Origin of the sequence: Mesorhizobium sp. M0601 (genome assembly GCF_040320845.1) — a bacterium.
Taxonomy (GTDB): domain Bacteria; phylum Pseudomonadota; class Alphaproteobacteria; order Rhizobiales; family Rhizobiaceae; genus Mesorhizobium.
On record NZ_JAMYQK010000032.1, the window covers coordinates 46,441 to 63,264 of the forward strand.

General features: G+C 61.2%; 13 protein-coding genes and 1 pseudogene. 13 read left to right on the forward strand and 1 reads right to left on the reverse strand.

All coding sequences use genetic code 11. The features are described 5' to 3' along the window. The first annotated feature begins 5 nt into the window (after window positions 1-5). From trbE to trbK-alt, 3 genes are read left to right on the forward strand one after another with little or no spacing between them, the layout of a single operon-like run. Window positions 6-2,513, forward strand: a complete 2,508-nt coding sequence (gene trbE, locus NKI41_RS24190; RefSeq protein WP_352685423.1) for a conjugal transfer protein TrbE — start codon at window positions 6-8, stop codon at window positions 2,511-2,513. Next, window positions 2,510-3,259 carry a P-type conjugative transfer protein TrbJ gene (trbJ, locus tag NKI41_RS24195; protein WP_502901235.1) on the forward strand — a complete coding sequence of 250 codons (750 nt, stop codon included), beginning with the start codon at window positions 2,510-2,512 and terminating at the stop codon, window positions 3,257-3,259. The genes trbE and trbJ overlap by 4 nt, the downstream gene beginning before the upstream one ends. 12 nt (window positions 3,260-3,271) lie before the next feature. Further along, the gene (gene trbK-alt / locus NKI41_RS24200) at window positions 3,272-3,640 is read left to right on the forward strand and encodes a putative entry exclusion protein TrbK-alt (protein ID WP_352685424.1); all 369 of its coding nucleotides are present in this window, start codon (window positions 3,272-3,274) and stop codon (window positions 3,638-3,640) included. Between the two features lie 128 nt (window positions 3,641-3,768). Here the strand turns inward: trbK-alt and ltrA are convergent, their stop codons facing one another. Next, on the reverse strand, window positions 3,769-5,295 hold the full coding sequence (gene ltrA / locus NKI41_RS24205; RefSeq protein ID WP_352685425.1) for a group II intron reverse transcriptase/maturase: 1,527 nt from the start codon (window positions 5,293-5,295) through the stop codon (window positions 3,769-3,771). A gap of 638 nt (window positions 5,296-5,933) precedes the next feature. On the opposite strand from ltrA, the gene trbL reads away from it, so the two are divergent. The 10 genes and pseudogenes from trbL to NKI41_RS24255 all read left to right on the forward strand — a co-directional run bounded on the left by trbL (window position 5,934) and on the right by NKI41_RS24255 (window position 16,499). Next, the gene (trbL, locus tag NKI41_RS24210; RefSeq protein ID WP_352685426.1) at window positions 5,934-7,304 is read left to right on the forward strand and encodes a P-type conjugative transfer protein TrbL; all 1,371 of its coding nucleotides are present in this window, start codon (window positions 5,934-5,936) and stop codon (window positions 7,302-7,304) included. Further along, a complete protein-coding gene (gene trbF, locus NKI41_RS24215) occupies window positions 7,301-7,987 on the forward strand; it encodes a conjugal transfer protein TrbF (RefSeq protein WP_352685427.1) in 687 nt (228 codons plus the stop codon). The genes trbL and trbF overlap by 4 nt, the downstream gene beginning before the upstream one ends. Beyond that, complete coding sequence (gene trbG, locus NKI41_RS24220; protein ID WP_502901236.1) at window positions 7,984-9,048, forward strand: P-type conjugative transfer protein TrbG; 1,065 nt, start codon at window positions 7,984-7,986, stop codon at window positions 9,046-9,048. Before trbF ends, trbG begins: the two co-directional genes overlap by 4 nt. Next, the gene (locus NKI41_RS24225) at window positions 9,045-10,259 is read left to right on the forward strand and encodes a TraB/TrbI/VirB10 family type IV secretion system protein (protein WP_352502870.1); all 1,215 of its coding nucleotides are present in this window, start codon (window positions 9,045-9,047) and stop codon (window positions 10,257-10,259) included. Before trbG ends, NKI41_RS24225 begins: the two co-directional genes overlap by 4 nt. Further along, window positions 10,256-10,363, forward strand: a pseudogene (locus tag NKI41_RS24230) (DUF2274 domain-containing protein); the annotation flags it as partial. The gene NKI41_RS24225 and the pseudogene NKI41_RS24230, both read left to right, overlap by 4 nt. A gap of 41 nt (window positions 10,364-10,404) precedes the next feature. After that, window positions 10,405-10,692, forward strand: a complete 288-nt coding sequence (locus tag NKI41_RS24235; protein ID WP_352502869.1) for a DUF2274 domain-containing protein — start codon at window positions 10,405-10,407, stop codon at window positions 10,690-10,692. A gap of 303 nt (window positions 10,693-10,995) precedes the next feature. Next, the gene (locus NKI41_RS24240) at window positions 10,996-11,754 is read left to right on the forward strand and encodes a Tll0287-like domain-containing protein (RefSeq protein WP_352502868.1); all 759 of its coding nucleotides are present in this window, start codon (window positions 10,996-10,998) and stop codon (window positions 11,752-11,754) included. Further along, complete coding sequence (locus NKI41_RS24245; RefSeq protein WP_352685428.1) at window positions 11,751-14,528, forward strand: ATP-binding response regulator; 2,778 nt, start codon at window positions 11,751-11,753, stop codon at window positions 14,526-14,528. Before NKI41_RS24240 ends, NKI41_RS24245 begins: the two co-directional genes overlap by 4 nt. Window positions 14,529-14,540: 12 nt before the next feature. Beyond that, complete coding sequence (locus NKI41_RS24250; protein ID WP_352502866.1) at window positions 14,541-14,912, forward strand: response regulator; 372 nt, start codon at window positions 14,541-14,543, stop codon at window positions 14,910-14,912. Window positions 14,913-14,936: 24 nt separating this feature from the next. After that, window positions 14,937-16,499, forward strand: a complete 1,563-nt coding sequence (locus NKI41_RS24255; RefSeq protein WP_352685429.1) for an adenylate/guanylate cyclase domain-containing protein — start codon at window positions 14,937-14,939, stop codon at window positions 16,497-16,499. Window positions 16,500-16,824 lie beyond the last annotated feature (325 nt).

Here is a 16,824-nt window from a genome sequence, read left to right on the forward strand (position 1 = left end):
TCGCCGTGATGAACCTCGCGGAATATCGAAACAAGAGCGCCAGCCTCGTCGACTATCTGCCTTGGGCCGCCCTGGTGGCGCCGGGCGTGGTGCTCAACAAGGATGGCAGTTTTCAAAGAACGGCGCGTTTTCGCGGGCCGGACCTGGACTCCGCCACGCCGGCGGAGCTGGTCGGCACGACCGCGCGGCTCAATGGCGCGCTGCGCCGGCTCGGCTCCGGCTGGGCGATCTTTGTCGAAGCGCAGCGCAATTCCGCCAGCGGCTACCCCGACAGCCGCTTCCCGGATTGCGCATCCACACTTCTCGACATCGAGCGGCGCGAACAGTTCGAAGGGTCCGGCGTGCTGTTTGAAAGCAGCTACTTTCTCACCTTCGTGTGGCTGCCTCCGGCCGAGGAAGCGTCGCGAATGGAGAGCTTGCTCTACGAAGGCCGGCAAAAGACCGGCGTCGATCCTTGGGAGCTCCTGAAGAGTTATGTCGATCGCACGGACCGCGTGCTCAACCTCATCGAAGGCTTCGTTCCCGAAGCTGACTGGCTCGATGATGGCGAGACGCTGAGTTACCTGCACTCAACAATTTCGACCAAGCGGCATCGCGTTCGCGTGCCGGAAACGCCGATGCATCTCGATGGCTTGCTTGTCGATCAGCCGTTAGCCGGCGGGTTAGAGCCGAGGCTTGGCGATGCGCATCTGCGCACACTCACCATCACCGGGTTTCCGACCATGACCTTCCCGGGGATTCTCGACGACCTTAATCGGCTTGCCTTCCCCTACCGCTGGTCCACGCGGGCGATCATGCTCGACAAGACCGACGCGACGAAGCTGGTGACGAAGATCCGTCGCCAGTGGTTCGCCAAACGCAAATCGATCGCCGCAATTTTGAAGGAGGTGATGACCAACGAGGCGTCAGTCCTCGTTGATACGGACGCCGCCAACAAGGCGGCCGATGCGGACGCGGCCCTGCAGGATCTCGGTTCAGATCAGATCGGCGAAGCCTATGTCACCGCCTCCGTGACGGTCTGGGATGTTGATCCGGCAATTGCCGACGAAAAGCTGCGCCTGGTCGAAAAGGTCATTTCAGGCAGGGATTTCACTTGCATCGCCGAAAGCGTCAACGCGGTCGAGGCTTGGCTCGGCAGCATCCCCGGCCACGTCTACGCCAATGTCCGCCAGCCGCCGATCTCGACTCTGAACCTCGCCCACATGATTCCACTTTCGGCGATCTGGGCTGGACCGACTGAGGACGAGCATTTTGGCGCCCCGCCGCTGTTCTTCGCCAGAACGGAAGGCGCCACACCGTTCCGGTTCAGCCTTCACGTCGGCGATGTCGGCCACACCCTCGTCATCGGCCCGACCGGTGCCGGCAAGTCGGTCCTGTTGGCGATGATCGCGCTGCAGTTCCGACGTTACGAGCACAGCCAGGTTTTTGCCTTCGACTTCGGCGGCTCAATCCGCGCGGCCATGCTCGCCATGCATGGCGATTGGCATGATCTCGGAAGAAATGCCGGAACTGGGCAGGGGGCTGACGATCCGTTGCCCTTGCTCACTTTAGCCGATCTGTCGGACGACGTTCAGACCGTTTCGCTACAGCCGCTCGCCCATATTCATCATACGCCAGAGCGAGCCTGGGCGGCCGACTGGCTTGTCGACATCCTTCTGCGCGAAGGCGTGTCCATCACGCCGCAGGTAAAGGAACATCTGTGGTCGGCGTTGACGTCGCTGGCCTCTGCGCCCGTCCACGAACGGACGCTGACTGGCCTGTCCGTATTGCTGCAATCTTCGCCGCTGAAGCAGGCGCTCCTTCCCTATTGCATCGGTGGCCCTTATGGCGGCCTGCTCGATGCCGAGCACGAGCGGCTGGGCGAGGCTTCGGTCCAGGCGTTCGAAACCGAAGGCCTGATCGGCACAGGTGCAGCGCCCGCCGTGCTCGCCTATCTGTTCCACCGCATCGAGCAGAGGATGGACGGCCGGCCGACACTGCTGCTCATCGACGAGGGCTGGCTCGCGCTCGACGACGGCGGTTTCGCTGACCAGCTGCGCGAATGGCTGAAGACGCTGAGGAAGAAGAACGCCAGCGTGGTCTTCGCCACCCAGTCGCTTTCGGACATCGACGGATCGCCAATCGCACCGGCCATCGTCGAAAGCTGCCCGACGCGGCTGTTCTTGCCGAACGAGCGCGCCGTCGAGCCGCAGATCACAGAGATCTACCGACGCTTTGGTCTCAACGATCGCCAGATCGAGATCGTCGCCCGAGCGACACCGAAGCGCGACTATTACTGTCAAAGCCGCCGCGGCAACCGCCTGTTCGAGCTGGGGCTTGGTCCGATCGCGCTGGCGCTCTGCGCCGCATCGTCCAAATCGGACCAGGCCGCGATCGACCGGATAATCGCCGAGGCGGGGCGAGACCATTTCCTCGAAGCCTGGCTTACGAACCGTGGTCTCTCCTGGGCGGCAGACCTCATTCCCAATCTCACTGGCGTGATCGACCAATCCACAAAGGAGCTTCCCTCATGAATTCCGTTCTTGCAGGTCGGCGTATCCGTCGCATGGCGGCAGCCGGCGCAATCGTCGTCGCGACGGCGCTGTCATCGGCACCGGCATCGGCACTGATCGTGTTCGACCCAAAGAACTACGCCGAGAACCTGCTTTCGGCATCGCGTGCGCTGGAGCAGATCAACAACCAGATCAGCTCGCTTCAGAACGAAGCGCAGATGCTGATCAACCAGGCGAAGAATCTCACCTCCCTGCCAACCTCGCTGCTTGGCCAGATCGAGGCCAATTTTTCCGAGATGAAGAGCCTGCTCGGCGAGGCCGACAAGCTGGCCTATAGCGTCCAGGAGATCGAGAGCCAGTTTACCTCCGCTTACGAGAATTTCGGTTCGGAACTCTCCAGCCAGCAGCTTGTCGACGGCGCGCGTCAACGCTGGCAGACCTCGGTGTCGGCCTTTGAGCATTCGCTGAAGACCGGCGCCGTCGCAGTAGACAACATCGCAGAGACACAGGAGCAGACGAGTGCGCTGGTTGGTGCCAGCCAGTCCGCGGTCGGCGTGCTTCAGGCGACGCAGGCCGGCAACCAGCTTCTTGCCGTACAGGCCAAGCAAGTTGCCGACCTCACCGCGATGCTGGCGGCACAAGGACGAGCCGACGCCCTTGAACAGGCGAGGCGGGCGGCCGCACAGGAGCAGGCGCGGGAACAGTTCAGCCGTTTCATGACGGGCAGCAGCTACAGCGCGTCATCCGTAAAAATGTTCCACGACTGAGGCGAAGACCGCATGGATCTCAAGATCGCCGCCCGGATAACAGCCGTTCTTGCCCTTGGCGCCGCCATGACCGCCGCCTCCATGGCGCTGCGCGGCGGCGGCTCGCAGGACGCGTCCTCCCCGCGCTCCGCATATCCGGGCGGCGAGCCGGCAAGCGTCGAGCTTGCCCGATGCCGGGACATCGGCATGGCGGCGATCGATGACGACGCCTGCAGGAAAGCCTGGGCGGAAGGCCGCCGACGCTTCCTGCGGCCATCCCGCCCGATCATGCCAAACGTGGCTCCGTCGATCGAAAAGGACCCGACCCGGCTGCCGCCGCTCCAACCGCCAACGCCGCCTTTCGCGGAAGACCGGCCCTATCCCGAAACGGTGGCGCCGTGAAAGTAGAGATGAAGCGCTCCATCCCCTTTCGGAGACAAGTTTCTCCATCCCTCTTCCCGAACCGGACGTGCAAGTTTCCAAGCATCCGGCTCTCCATGCATGGGCGCTCGCGCGTCCATGGGTGGTCCTCAGATATGTCTGAGGCGTTGGAATGCGTCCCAGAAGGCATGCACGCTTTCGCGCTGGCGGTGCTCCTCTTCCGTATTCCATCCGTTCGGTTTCGCTATGCTCTGGTCCGGGTAACGCATGGTTCCTCCCTCGGAGAGGAACTGCAGGCGTTTGGACCCGTCGGTCCATTGCCTTCGCTTTCCCGGAGCGCTGTGGAAGTGAAGGCGTCGCAGCGTCGGCCACGTTGCCTTCGGGTATTTCTTCCTCAACCAGCGCCCCACGCGCTGCCATATCCAGAAGTCGAGATGGCTGAACTCCCGGTAAGCCTTGGTGGCATATCGGTAGTAGTTCCTCCACCCCGTGAGGACAGGATTGAGATTGTCGATGAGCTGGCCGAGCGCACTTCCCGTGGGAATGCCCGTCACCATACCCTTGATCTTGTGGCGCAGGTCGTTCAGCTTGCCCTTCGGAATGAAGAGGTTGCCAACGAGACGTCCCGTACGGAGCGCCTTGGTCTGCACCACCCGGTAGCCGAGGAAGTCGAAGCCTTCCCCGACGTCGGTGATCCGGGTCTTTTCCATCGACAGCTCCATGCGAAGCTCCGTTTTCAGGAACTCCGCCAGCGCGAACTTTTCCGCTTCCGCCTGCTCCCTCGTGCCGTCAACGAGGACGACGAAGTCGTCCGCGTATCGCACCATGTAGAACACCGGCCTGCCTTTCTTGTGGTCTTTGACCCTTCGAGCAGCGGCATTTACACTTGGCTCACGGGGGCGCATGGACCATCGCCCGTACCGCTCGTCGATGGCCGTCAAATAGATATTCGACAGCATCGGCGAGATGATCCCGCCTTGCGGCGAGCCGGTCACAGGGTGACGAATGGTCCCCTCGATCATCACGCCCGCCTTCAGGAATGCGAGGATCAGCTTCAGCACCTTGCGGTCGCCGATGCGTCGTCGCACTCCCTCCATCATGACGTGGTGATCGATGGCGTCGAAACAGCCCTTGATGTCACCCTCTATGGCATAGCGATAGACCGAAGGTCCACGCTTCGTCGGTTGAAGGAATCTCTGGATTCGCTCCAGGGCATCATGGGTGCTCCGTCCTTTCCGGAACCCGTAGGAGGTCGGATAGAAGTCCGCCTCGAAGATGGGCTCCAGGATCAGCTTCAAAGCCATCTGCACCAGACGGTCGATCAACGTGGGAATGCCGAGTGGCCGGAACTGTCCGGGTTTGCCGGGCTTCGGGATGAGCCGTTGCCTGACAGGTTCCGGGCAATAATTTCCATTGCGGAGCGCCTCTCGAGTTTCTTCGAGGAACCCCGCTGCGCCACCGGGACGTTGTTCGACCGTGCGCCGCGTCATCCCGTCAGTGCCCGGTGTCTGGCTGCCGCTGTTGCGGGCGAGCCTTCGCCAAGCCTCGTTCAGGATTCTGCGGTCGCATACGAGATTGAACAGATCAACAAAGACCTGGTCGGGGTCCTCGTTGCTCCACCGATACAGCTTGCGCTGCATGTCGAGGACAAACGAGGTATTCACCACGTCGGACATACGTCCACCTCCTGCCTGCTTGCTGTATCCACTGCCTCCCTTCGCCATGTGGACGGCTTTCCCGTCCCCGGACTACTACGAAGGCTCCGCCCCCTATCACCGCGATCGCTGGTCGCTTCAGCCATCCACCGCTCGAAAGCGTCGGAAGCGATGACAGGGTTCTTAGGTTCCGCAACTGATCTCTCGCCTGCTTTAGGCGCCGACTGTACCCCGTGTGGAATCCGGCCTCGATACCACGCAAACCCATATCGAGGCTGGCCCGCAGCACGCTGCGTGCCCCCGGTCCCTGTACCCATAGCAAGGACCAGCGCTCCACCGGCTCGCGGTTCGCACCACGTGCCGGCCCGCCCACTTCCGAGTTGGCGGGTTCCAGTGTCTGACGAGGCGTCCGCCATCGGTTCGGTTTCCCTCGCCATGGCAAGCTCGCTGGCCGGACCGGCTACGGGATCGGAAGTCCCCGTCCGTCCGGCTTTGATGGGTTCTGCTGATTTATGGCTCCCCGGAAGCACCCGGTTTGCCTCACCCATCCGCTCATCGCCGCATGTTGCGTCACACGACGTGCAGGGTCTCTCACCCTGCGAGATCAGAAACGACAATAAAATCAAAGCACTCCTTTCTTTGATTAGGACCTAACGCACATGAACGACACCGGCGTCATCGACCGCTTCCTCGAGACTTTCACTCGCTACATCGATTCCGGCTTTGGTCTGCTCGGTGGGGAAGTTGCGTTTCTCACTTCGACCCTGATTGTGATCGACATCACACTGGCCGGCCTGTTCTGGGCATGGGGTGCTGATGAAGACGTGCTGCACCGACTGGTGAAGAAGACGCTCTATATCGGCTTCTTTGCCTTCATCATCGGCAACTTCAACCGTCTTGCCGGGATCGTCTTCGAGAGCTTTTCCGGGCTCGGCCTGAAGGCTGGAGGCTCGGCACTTTCAGGCTCGGCATTGCTGCAGCCGGGCCGCGTGGCGCAAGTCGGCATCGATGCCGGCAATCCGATCCTCGAGGCCGCCAGCCAGCTGATGGGCTACGTATCGTTCTTCGAGAATTTCGTCCAGATCGTAGTGCTGATGATCGCCTGGGCGATCGTACTGATTGCGTTCTTTCTTCTGGCCGTCCAGATCTTCGTCACGCTGGTCGAATTCAAGCTGACGACGCTTGCCGGGTTTGTGCTGATACCCTTTGCGCTGTTCAACCGGACCGCCTTCCTTGCCGAAAAAGTGCTCGGCAACATCGTTGCCTCCGGCGTGAAGATACTGGTCCTTGCCGTCATCGTCGGCATCGGCTCGGGCCTGTTCGGCGAGTTCACCCAAGGCTTCGGCGCCGAACAGCCCACAATCACGGATGCGCTGTCGCTTGTCCTGGGCGCTCTGTCGCTGATGGGACTGTCGATCTTCGGTCCCGGCATTGCGACGGGGCTGGTCTCCGGTGCCCCGCAACTGGGCGCAGGTGCCGCTGTTGGCACGAGCCTCGTCGCTGGCGGCCTTGGCGTGGCTGGCGCTATGGGTGCCCGCGCCGGATTGAGCGGCGCGGCAGGCGCACTCAATGGCAGTGCGCGTATGTCGGCAGCAGCCGCACGCGGCGGCGCGCATCTGGCCGGCAGCACTTCGGCCGCCTGGGAACTTGGCGCAGCGACATCTGGAAGAGGTGGTGCAGGCTCGGTCGCCGCCGGCGTGGCGGGTGTCGCCAGGGCCGGTGCCAGCGCTGCCGTTCGACCGGTGAAGCAGGCCATGTCGCGCGCCGCGTCGGCGCTGTCTGACAGCTATGAGGCCGGCCGCTTTGCGGCTTGGAGTGCGACGAGTGGAGAGCGATCGTCGGGAACGGCTTCCTCGGGTGACTGGTCGACCTCCGAAACCAGTTCCGACGCCCCGCCCGCATGGGCAAAACGAATGAAGCGTAGCCAGGTCATGAGCCATGGCGCCAGCGTCGCCGCGCATTCAGTTCACTCGAGTGATGATGGGGGCGGCTCGATGAATGTTTCCCTCGATCAGGACGACCGCCGATGACCCCCTTAAGACGCCCTTTCGTTCGTTACGCAAAAACGCCTCACCCCGAGACGCCATATCAGCGTGCAGCCCAGATTTGGGACGAGCGCATCGGCTCGGCTCGCGTCCAGGCGAGAAACTGGCGGCTGATGGCCTTCGGCTCTCTCGTCCTGGCCGGCGGTTTTGCACTCGCATTGGTCTGGCAGTCAACGCGCGGCTCAGTGGTTCCCTGGGTGGTGGAGGTCGACAAGTTCGGTGAAGCGCAGGTTGTCGCTCCGGCCGTTGCCGACTATCGGCCGACCGATCCGCAGGTCGCCTGGCATCTGGCCCGCTTCATCGAACAGGTCAGAAGCATTCCGGCCGACCCGGTCATCGTCCGCCAAAACTGGCTGCGCGCCTACGACTACACCACAGACCGCGGCGCCATTTCCCTCAATGATTACGTCCGGTTGAACGACCCTTTTGCCAAATTGGGCAAACTCCAGATCGCCATCGAGGTTTCCAGCGTCATCCGTGCTACCCCCGATTCGTTTCGCGTCGCCTGGGTCGAGCGCCGTTACGAGAATGGCAACCTGGCCGGCACCGAGCGCTGGACCGCAATCCTCACAATCGTGATTCAGCAACCCCGCGACGCTGACCGGCTCAAAGCCAATCCGCTTGGCGTCTATGTCAACGCCATCAGCTGGTCGAAGGAGTTTTCATGATGCGTGCAGCACCAACAAGAACGTCGGCGAAACCGGTCACGCACAATGCGCCCGAGGCACGTAGGCTTGCCCTGGCACTGCTGTCGGCAACGGCGCTCGCCGGCTGTGCATCGAAGAAATACATTCCGCCGGAAATCGCCTACGACGATGCGGTGCCTGCGGTGCGCAGGGTCGACCCGCCTGGTCCGGTCAAAGTGGTGGAAGTGCCGAAACCGCTTCCGCTGCCTGGTCAGTTGAAACCAGTCGACGCTACGAAGGTGGAGCCGGAGCCGACCGATCCGAAGCAGCGTATCAGCCAGGCGAACGAGGCAGCGAGGATGCAGCCGATTCGCGACGGGTTCGTCAATGCCATCCAGCTCTATCCGTGGAGTGAGGGCGCGCTCTACCAGATCTATGCCGCGCCCGGCCAGGTCACCGACATCGCCTTGCAGCCGGGCGAGCAGCTTGTCGGCTCCGGGCCTGTGGCCGCCGGCGACACGGTGCGCTGGATCATCGGCGATACGCAAAGTGGGGCAAGGGAGCGCCAGCAGGTCCATATTCTTGTGAAGCCGACACGGCCGGATCTGCAGACCAATCTCGTCATCAACAGCGACCGCCGCACCTATCATCTCGAGCTGCGCTCGACCGAAAAGACCTACATGGCTTCGGTCTCCTGGCAGTACCCGCAGGACCAGCTGATTGCGCTGCGGCGCCAGAACGCGCAGGCTTCCGCCGCACAGCCGGTCGCGTCCGGCGTCGACATCCAGAAACTGAATTTTCGCTATCGCATCGAAGGCGACATGGCGCCCTGGCGGCCGCTTCGCGCCTTCGATGACGGTGCAAAAGTCTACATCGAGTTCCCGTCGGGCATAGGGCAAGGTGAAATGCCGCCGCTCTTTGTCATCGGCCCATCGGGCGGCTCGGAGCTGGTCAATTACCGTGCTCGCCAGAACTACTACGTCGTTGATCGGCTGTTTGCCGCCGCTGAATTGAGGCTCGGCGACAAAACAAGCGAAAAGCGCGTCCGCATCGTGCGCACGGACGGCAAACGAACCTCGCCCAGCACGAGGCTGTTCCGATGAGCGACCCTGCAAATGCACCCAACCAGGACATTCGAGCGGAACTGCGCCTTCGGCCCGAACCGGCCAGGGTCACGCGACTGTCGCGCAAGGTGCTGATAGGCGTCGGTGGAGTTGCCAGCGCTGCGATCCTCGGCACGTTGATTTGGGCGCTCGACACCAGACAGCGCGGAACCGAACAGCCGCCCGAGCTCTTCACCACCGAAAACCGCTCAACGGCCGACGGGCTACAGAAGCTGCCGAAGGACTATGCAGGTGTTCCGCAACTCGGCCCCGCGCTGCCTGGCGATTTGGGCCGGCCGATCTTGCGCGCGCAGGAGCGCGGCCAGCCGATTGGGGCGTCCAACGTCAGTGGACCGCGCGCCGATCCGGAGGAGCAGCGCCGACTGGCCGAGATCGAGGCCGCACGCGTGGCGAAGCTCTTCACCGATACGAACACGAGACCTGGTCCCAGACGAAAGGATCCTGGCGGCAGAGTCATAGAACCGGACACCCAATCTGGTCTGATTCCGCCGCTGGGGCCGCCACCGATCGATCCTGGCGCCGCGCAAAACGGGCAGGATCGCAAGCTGGCCTTCGTCAATGCCGAGCCAGACCGTCGCACAGTCAGCCCCGATCGGCTCGCCGCGAAGGCCTCGCCCTATGTGGTGCAAGCCGGCAGCGTCATTCCAGCTGCCCTTATCACCGGCATCCGCTCCGACCTGCCCGGCGAGATCACCGCTCAGGTCACGGAAAATGTCTATGACAGCCCGACAGGATCCCATCTCCTGATCCCGCAGGGTGCGAGGCTGATCGGCCAGTACGACAGCCACGTCGCCTTCGGCCAGTCGCGCGTGCTGCTGGTCTGGAACCGGCTGATCATGCCTGACGGCACCTCGATCGTCCTGGAGCGCCAGCAGGGCGCAGACGCTGAAGGATTTTCCGGGCTGGAGGACGAGGTCGACCGTCATTGGGGCCAGATGTTCCGGGCCGCAGCACTCTCGACATTACTGGGCATTGGGACATCGCTTGGGTCCAGCGACGACGAAAGCGAAATCGCCAAGGCCATCCGCGAAAGCACGCAGGATTCGGCCTCCGATATTGGCCAGCAGCTCGTGCGCAATCAGCTCTATGTCCAGCCTACGCTCACCGTGCGGCCCGGTTTCCCGGTTCGCGTGATTGTCAATCGCGACCTTGTTCTTGTGCCTTACGGCACGTCAAAGGATTCATCATGACCAACCTGAAACTTTCCGCCATTCCCGATGACCGTCCGGTCAAGATCACCGTCGAACTGCCTGCCGCCGTTCATCGCGACGTCGTTGCCTATGTTGATTATCTGAACAGTCAACATGTCCTTGTCTCACAAGCAGGAGGTGAACAATGCCTGATCTGAGGCTCGGTCGGCTGCCGAAGGTTGGTGTCGTCCGCATGACGATCATCCTGCCGGAGCCCCTCAAGGAGGAACTCGACCAGTATGCGGCCGAGCACAGCCGGCTCTATGAACCCGTGGACACCGCTGCCCTGATTCCGCACATGCTGGAAGCGTTCGTCGGTTCGGATCGCGGCTGGCGCAGCCGTAAGGCGAAGGCCGGCCGTGCCCGTCAACGAGCGGCGTCTCCAGCCAGCAGCACGACGCGAAGCGGTGCTGAAGGTGATGGCTCTGCCTGAAGCTGTCCTGGTGGCTTTACCCTGAGCGAAATGCCGGTTCCGACCTAAGCGGAAGCTCGCTTGCTCCGGACCAATTCACGGCCATCACCCGAAGCCGTCATCCAGTTGGTCGAGGCTGTGGGTTGGCAATGGGGTGGCAATGGGGTGTAAGGGACGTTCGGCGGAGATGGGTTACACGCCAGGGACGCTTCGGAACAGATGGCGAATTTCGTTCCCTCCTTCCCTGAGCTTCGAAGTTTGTCGCTGCCTCCCCGGCTTTTATCGTGCTATGCTGCTAGTGGCCTTCCTGGAAGGGAAACGGAAATGTCCGGCATGTCAACGTTGACGCGGACTTTCATTGCCGCTGTTCTTGTCGGCTGCGCGCTCGCCGTGTCGTCTGCCATCGGAGCGGGAGTTACCGAGGATGTCGCGACGGGAACGCGACTCGCGGAATTGCTCCGTGCGGGGCGACGTATCATCTCGAACTACCAGACGCTCATCAATGATCCTGCTCTTGGCGACAAGCACCTCGACGGTGAGCGCATTACGAGAGAGGCCATCGCCGAATACTCAAAACACACCGGCAACGACCCGCTTTCCGGCGAATTGACCGAGCGCGACCGGCGTCTGCTTGAGGTCCAGATTGAGGCGATGCGAGAGGTGGTGGACGAACAGCAAGATAACATCAACCGCGCGGGAATCGCATTCAAGGGCTTCGTGCCAGCCGTGTTTGCGCGTCTGATGAATGACAAGTTCAGCGCCAAGGCCGGCAACGAAGCTCGGGTGCGCGTGACTGCGCCAGAGCAACTCGTGCGCAACCGCAAATCGCTTCCAGACGCCTGGGAAGCACAGATCATCGAAAAGGTCTTGGTGGATCCGCAGAGAGCGAAGGGAGCCTACACGGACGTCACAGAGGCGGATGGACGCCCGGCATTTCGAATGCTGCTGCCCGAATACTATACCGGCTCGTGTCTTTCCTGTCACGGCGAGCCGAAGGGCGAGATCGACGTGACAGGATATCCTAAGGAGGGCGGCAAAGCGGGCGATCTGGGAGGCGCGATCAGCATCGTCTTGTTCAAATGAGCGCTTTGGAACAATCACCGCACCAAGTGGAGGCCGTATCGGCGCCGGCGAGGCCACTTGCGCGTAGCTTCACCAATCTACCGATTTCGGCCCGCATAGCTGCGCTGACAGCGGCCGGCCTTATCAGCCTCATCGTATCGTCCATCTTTCTCACGCAGGCACTTTATCGCAGTGCAGATCGAACCGCGGAGACCAAGGCATTTTTCGATGTCGCATCCACTGCGGCTGCGGCCCACGTAACATTCGGCGAATTGCGCTACTGGCTGACTGATTTGTCGGTTAGCTTGTTGATGAATTCCCAGCGCAATGCCGAGCAGGCGCGCGAGCGACTGCTGACACATCTGGACCGCCTTTCGAAATCATCACCGGATGCGGTCAGGGAAATCCGCGTTGAGATCGATTCCTATGTCAAAACGGCGTTACGAGCGGCAGACAGCTATACTCAAGACAACCGCATCATCGGCAACACTCTCCTCGCCGAGGCGCGCACCCACAGCGCAAATGTGGATGCCGCGCTAAACAAACTCGTCGAACGAGCGAGCGCCGAGGCAGAAGCCGCTCGCAACGAGGTCGTAACGGAAACCCAGAAAACGGCGACGACCGCTGCCGTGCTGGTGGCCATCGTGGTGATGATCGGGTCGCTTCTCACCATCCTTGTTCTTCGCTCGATCGTCGGCCCGTTGCGGCGCTTGAACCGGGTGATCGGAAATCTGACGGAAGGACGCTATGACGTCGAAATACAGGCAGAGGGAGGCGACGAGCTCGGCGCGATGGCGCGGACGCTTCGGCTTTTCCGGGCGAGCGCAATTGAAAAGCAAAGACTGGAAGATGAGGCGGAGCGGCAAAGACGGACGATCGCAGCGGCACTCGAGGCGATTTCTGACGGATTTGTCCTGTTCGATTCGGAGGACAAGGTCCTTCTTGCCAACAGCAAATACTGCGAAATCTTTCCCGGCAATGAGCGAGCTACTCTTCCTGGGCAAAGCCTTCAGGATATTCTGAAAGGACGCTTGGCGAGCGGGCACGTCGACCTTGAGGGCGCGTCGCCGGAGGAATGGATTGCGGAGAGGCTGCGCATCCAGAAGGATCCGGCAGGCTTCGTCCACGAGGGTCGCTTCGGAGAACGCTGGGTCCGCGTCAGCAAACGAAAGACCCCTGACGGCGGGACCGTCGCCGTTTACACCGACATCACGGAACTGAAGCAGAGAGAGGTCGAACTCGAGCGGGCCAAGAGCCATGCTGAAGCGGCAAATGAGGCCAAGAGCAGCTTCCTCGCGTCCATGAGCCACGAGCTACGCACTCCATTGAACGCGATCATTGGCTACAGCGAGATGCTGATCGAAGAGGCGAGTGACGAGCAAATGAACGAGTTCGTCCCAGATGTGGAAAAGATCGCAGGGGCCGGTCGCCATCTCCTCGCGCTCATCAACGACATCCTCGATCTGTCGAAGATCGAGGCAAATAAGATGGAAAATTTCCTGGAGACTTTCGACGTCGCCGACTTGTTGCGCGATGTCCAGGCCACAGTCGCGCCACTGATGGCGAAAAACAGAAACAGTTTCGTGCTGGACCTCGCGGGCGACCTTGGGAAAATGCATTCGGACCAGACGAAGTTGCGTCATAACCTCTTCAATCTACTCAGTAACGCGGCCAAGTTCACCGAAGTGGGCCGTGTAACGCTGGCGGTTCGACGCAACAGGAGATCGGATCGCGACTGGCTAATATTCATAGTGTCGGACACCGGGATCGGGATGACGCCAGAGCAGCAAGAACGGCTCTTTGACCCTTTTACGCAAGCAGACGCGTCCACCACTCGCAACTATGGCGGAACGGGATTGGGCCTTAGCATAACCCGGAGTTTCTGCCGAATGATCGGAGGCGTTGTAACGGTCAAGAGCGAGCTCGGAAAAGGCTCGACCTTCACAATGGAGATTCCAGCCGAGTGCAACGAGGAACCTAGCGAGCAGCGATCCGCCGAACCGCTGTCGTCGCGGCCGTCGGACAAGGCGGTTCTGATCATCGATGACGAACCTGCCGCCCGAACCCTCATCGCCAGGGCCTTGGCAGAGGCGGGACTGGCGTCGATCGAAGCAGCAAGCGGCGAGGAAGGAATAGCCGCTGCGCGAGCGCATCGCCCCGTCGCAATCGTTCTCGACATTATCATGCCGCATCAGGACGGCTGGTCAGTGCTGCGCTCGCTGAAAAGCGACAAGGAGCTCTGCGAGATTCCAGTAATCCTTGCGACGATACTTGCAGATCGCGAACTCGGCCTCTCACTCGGTGCGGTCGAATACCTGACGAAGCCGATCGACACGCGGAAGCTTGTTCGAACGATAGAGGCTTGCGGCAGTGGCAACCGCGATGTGCTTGTTATTGATGACGATCAAGCCTCGCGCGATTTCCTTCGGCGTATTCTGGTCAAGAAGGATTGGCGGGTTCACGAGGCAAGCGATGGCCTGCGCGGCCTCAAGCTGATGAAGCGGTTGTTGCCGCGTCTGGTCCTGCTTGATCTGCTGATGCCCGAAATGGACGGATTCGAGACCTTGAACGAGATGCAGCAGGTGCCCGAGCTGCAGAACATTCCGGTCGTCGTCGTGACTTCCAAGGATTTGTCGGCCGATGAGCTCAAATGGCTTCGCGACAGGGCGGTCGCGGTTGTGACCAAGGGCGCAAACAGTCGGTCTCAGTTGGTCGAGGCCCTCGAGCGCCAGATATTCCCGCTTGGATCGACAGGTGCCAGCATTGCCGATCGCGGAACCGCCCCCCATGGCTGAAGGAAGCCGAGGATGACGAGGATCCTTCTCGTAGAAGACAACGAATTGAACCGGGACATGCTCTCGCGGCGGTTGTCGCGGCGTGGGTTCGAAGTCCTAATTGCGGAAAACGGACAGTCGGGCGTGGAACTCACCCTTTCGGAAAGGCCGGATCTCATCCTCATGGATATGAGCTTGCCGGTCATGGACGGGTGGGAGGCGACCAGGCGGATCAAGGCTGATCCGGCCACCTCCGGGATCCCGATCATTGCGCTTTCTGCGCACGCGATGGCCAGCGATCGCGAAATGGCGCTCGAGGCCGGCTGCGATGACTACGATAGCAAGCCGGTGGACCTGTCGCGACTTGTCCAGAAAATTGAACAATTGCTCGCCGGGAATCGATGAGGCCCAGGCCGACGGTTTGAAAACATGACTGCCAAGAACAAGTTCCAACGCCATGCGATCGCCGTCCATCTGGCACAGCAGCTCGCCGGACCGGCGCGGGCAATCTCAGGATTTCAGGAGTTGCTGACCGAACAGGTGCAGGACCTCGGTCTGATCCACATGACACCGGATCTGGAGAAGGTCAGCGCCGCTGCTTGCGAATTGAATGGCCTGATCGACAGCTTGATCCATGGAAAAGCCGACAATCAGAACCGGGCAGGGGTCGAGATCGAGGCGAAACTGCGCCACGACTTGCGAACGCCGCTCAACGCGATCATCGGCTATTCCGAAATGATTCGTGAAGAAGCCGAAGAATTGCACGAATACGCGCTGGAAGAGGATGTCAGGGTGATGCTCGCCGCGGCGGCCGAGTTGTTGGCGCATGTCGATGCAATCGCCGGCCTCTCGCGCGCACCCGACAGCGAGGAACCGCGGACCACGGATCAGGCTGAGATCGATGCGGCAGGACTCGAACGGGCACTGATCAAGACGGAGCACCCCGTAAGCTCCGGCTGTGGCCGCATACTTGTCGTCGACGACATCAGCAGTAACCGCGGTCTCCTCTCCCGCCGCTTGCAACGTGACGGTCATCAGGTAGTCACTGCCGAGTCCGGTCTGTCAGCGCTGGCTCACCTTGCGGAACACGAGTTCGACCTGGTTCTGCTGGACCTCCTGATGCCGGACATGAACGGCATCGAGGTGCTCTCACGATTGAAAGCGGAGCGCCGATGGCGGCATATCCCTGTCATCATGATATCGGGGTTGGACGAAGTGGATGCAGTGGTCCGCTGCATCGAGGCGGGGGCCGACGACTACTTGCCTAAACCTTTCAATCCAGTCCTGCTGCGCGCCCGGATCAACTCGAGTTTGGAGAAGAAGCGTTGGCTTGACCGCGAGCACCAGTATCTTCAGCAGATCGAGGTGGAGAAGGGGCGGGCTGACTCGCTTCTTCATGCGATCCTGCCCGGTCAGATCGTGGCACGGCTGCATCGGGGCGAAGAGTTCATTGCCGACCGGTTCGATGAAGTGACCATTCTTTTTGCCGATATTGTCGGTTTCTCGAGCATAGCGGCAAGGTTGCCGCCGTCGGACCTGATCAAGCGCCTCGACAGGCTATTCGGCACGTTCGACGTCTTGGCGGAGAAGCATTCCGTCGAGAAAATCAAGACCATCGGAGACGCCTATATGGCTGCGAGCGGTGTTCCCGAACCGGCAGCTGACCATGCCGACAGGATCGTGGCACTCGGGAAATCCATGCTGGACGCGTTGAAGCCCTTAGCTTGGGGTAACGATAGTTTTCGGATCCGCATTGGCGTGCACACGGGACCGGTGATCGCGGGCCTGATCGGCCGGCATCGGTTCGTCTACGACCTCTGGGGCGAGACCGTGAATATTGCAAGCCGGCTCGAGTCCCAGGGCGTGGCCGACCGCATGCAAATCTCGGAGGCAACCAAGCAGGCCCTGCGCACCTCCTGGAAGCTCGAACCGCGCTGTAATCTAGAACTGGCAGGTGTCGGCAGGATCGAAACCTATCTCGTTCAACACTGATCGGAACAATGTCTGACTGCCCTTAGGGAAATTTCGTGAAGCGATGCTCTGGGTCGCAGGGATCGGCGGTGTGTGCTCGGACCGCCGGCGCTCCGCAGCGTGGCATCAAAAGCGGCCCCTGGCCAGTGCAAACACTAGGGTTAGCCCTGTGACGAGGGCTACATCGCCACACCTGCTACCCGAGATGAGATAGTGGGTTTGAGGAGCGCTACCGCCTTTCGGCTTCGGCTATTCCAACACGGCATGCGTTGACGGAAGGGAGAGTGTGAGTTTGAAGACGCAGACTTCTCAGTGGCACTCCGTCTGGCTTCAACCTGAAAATGTC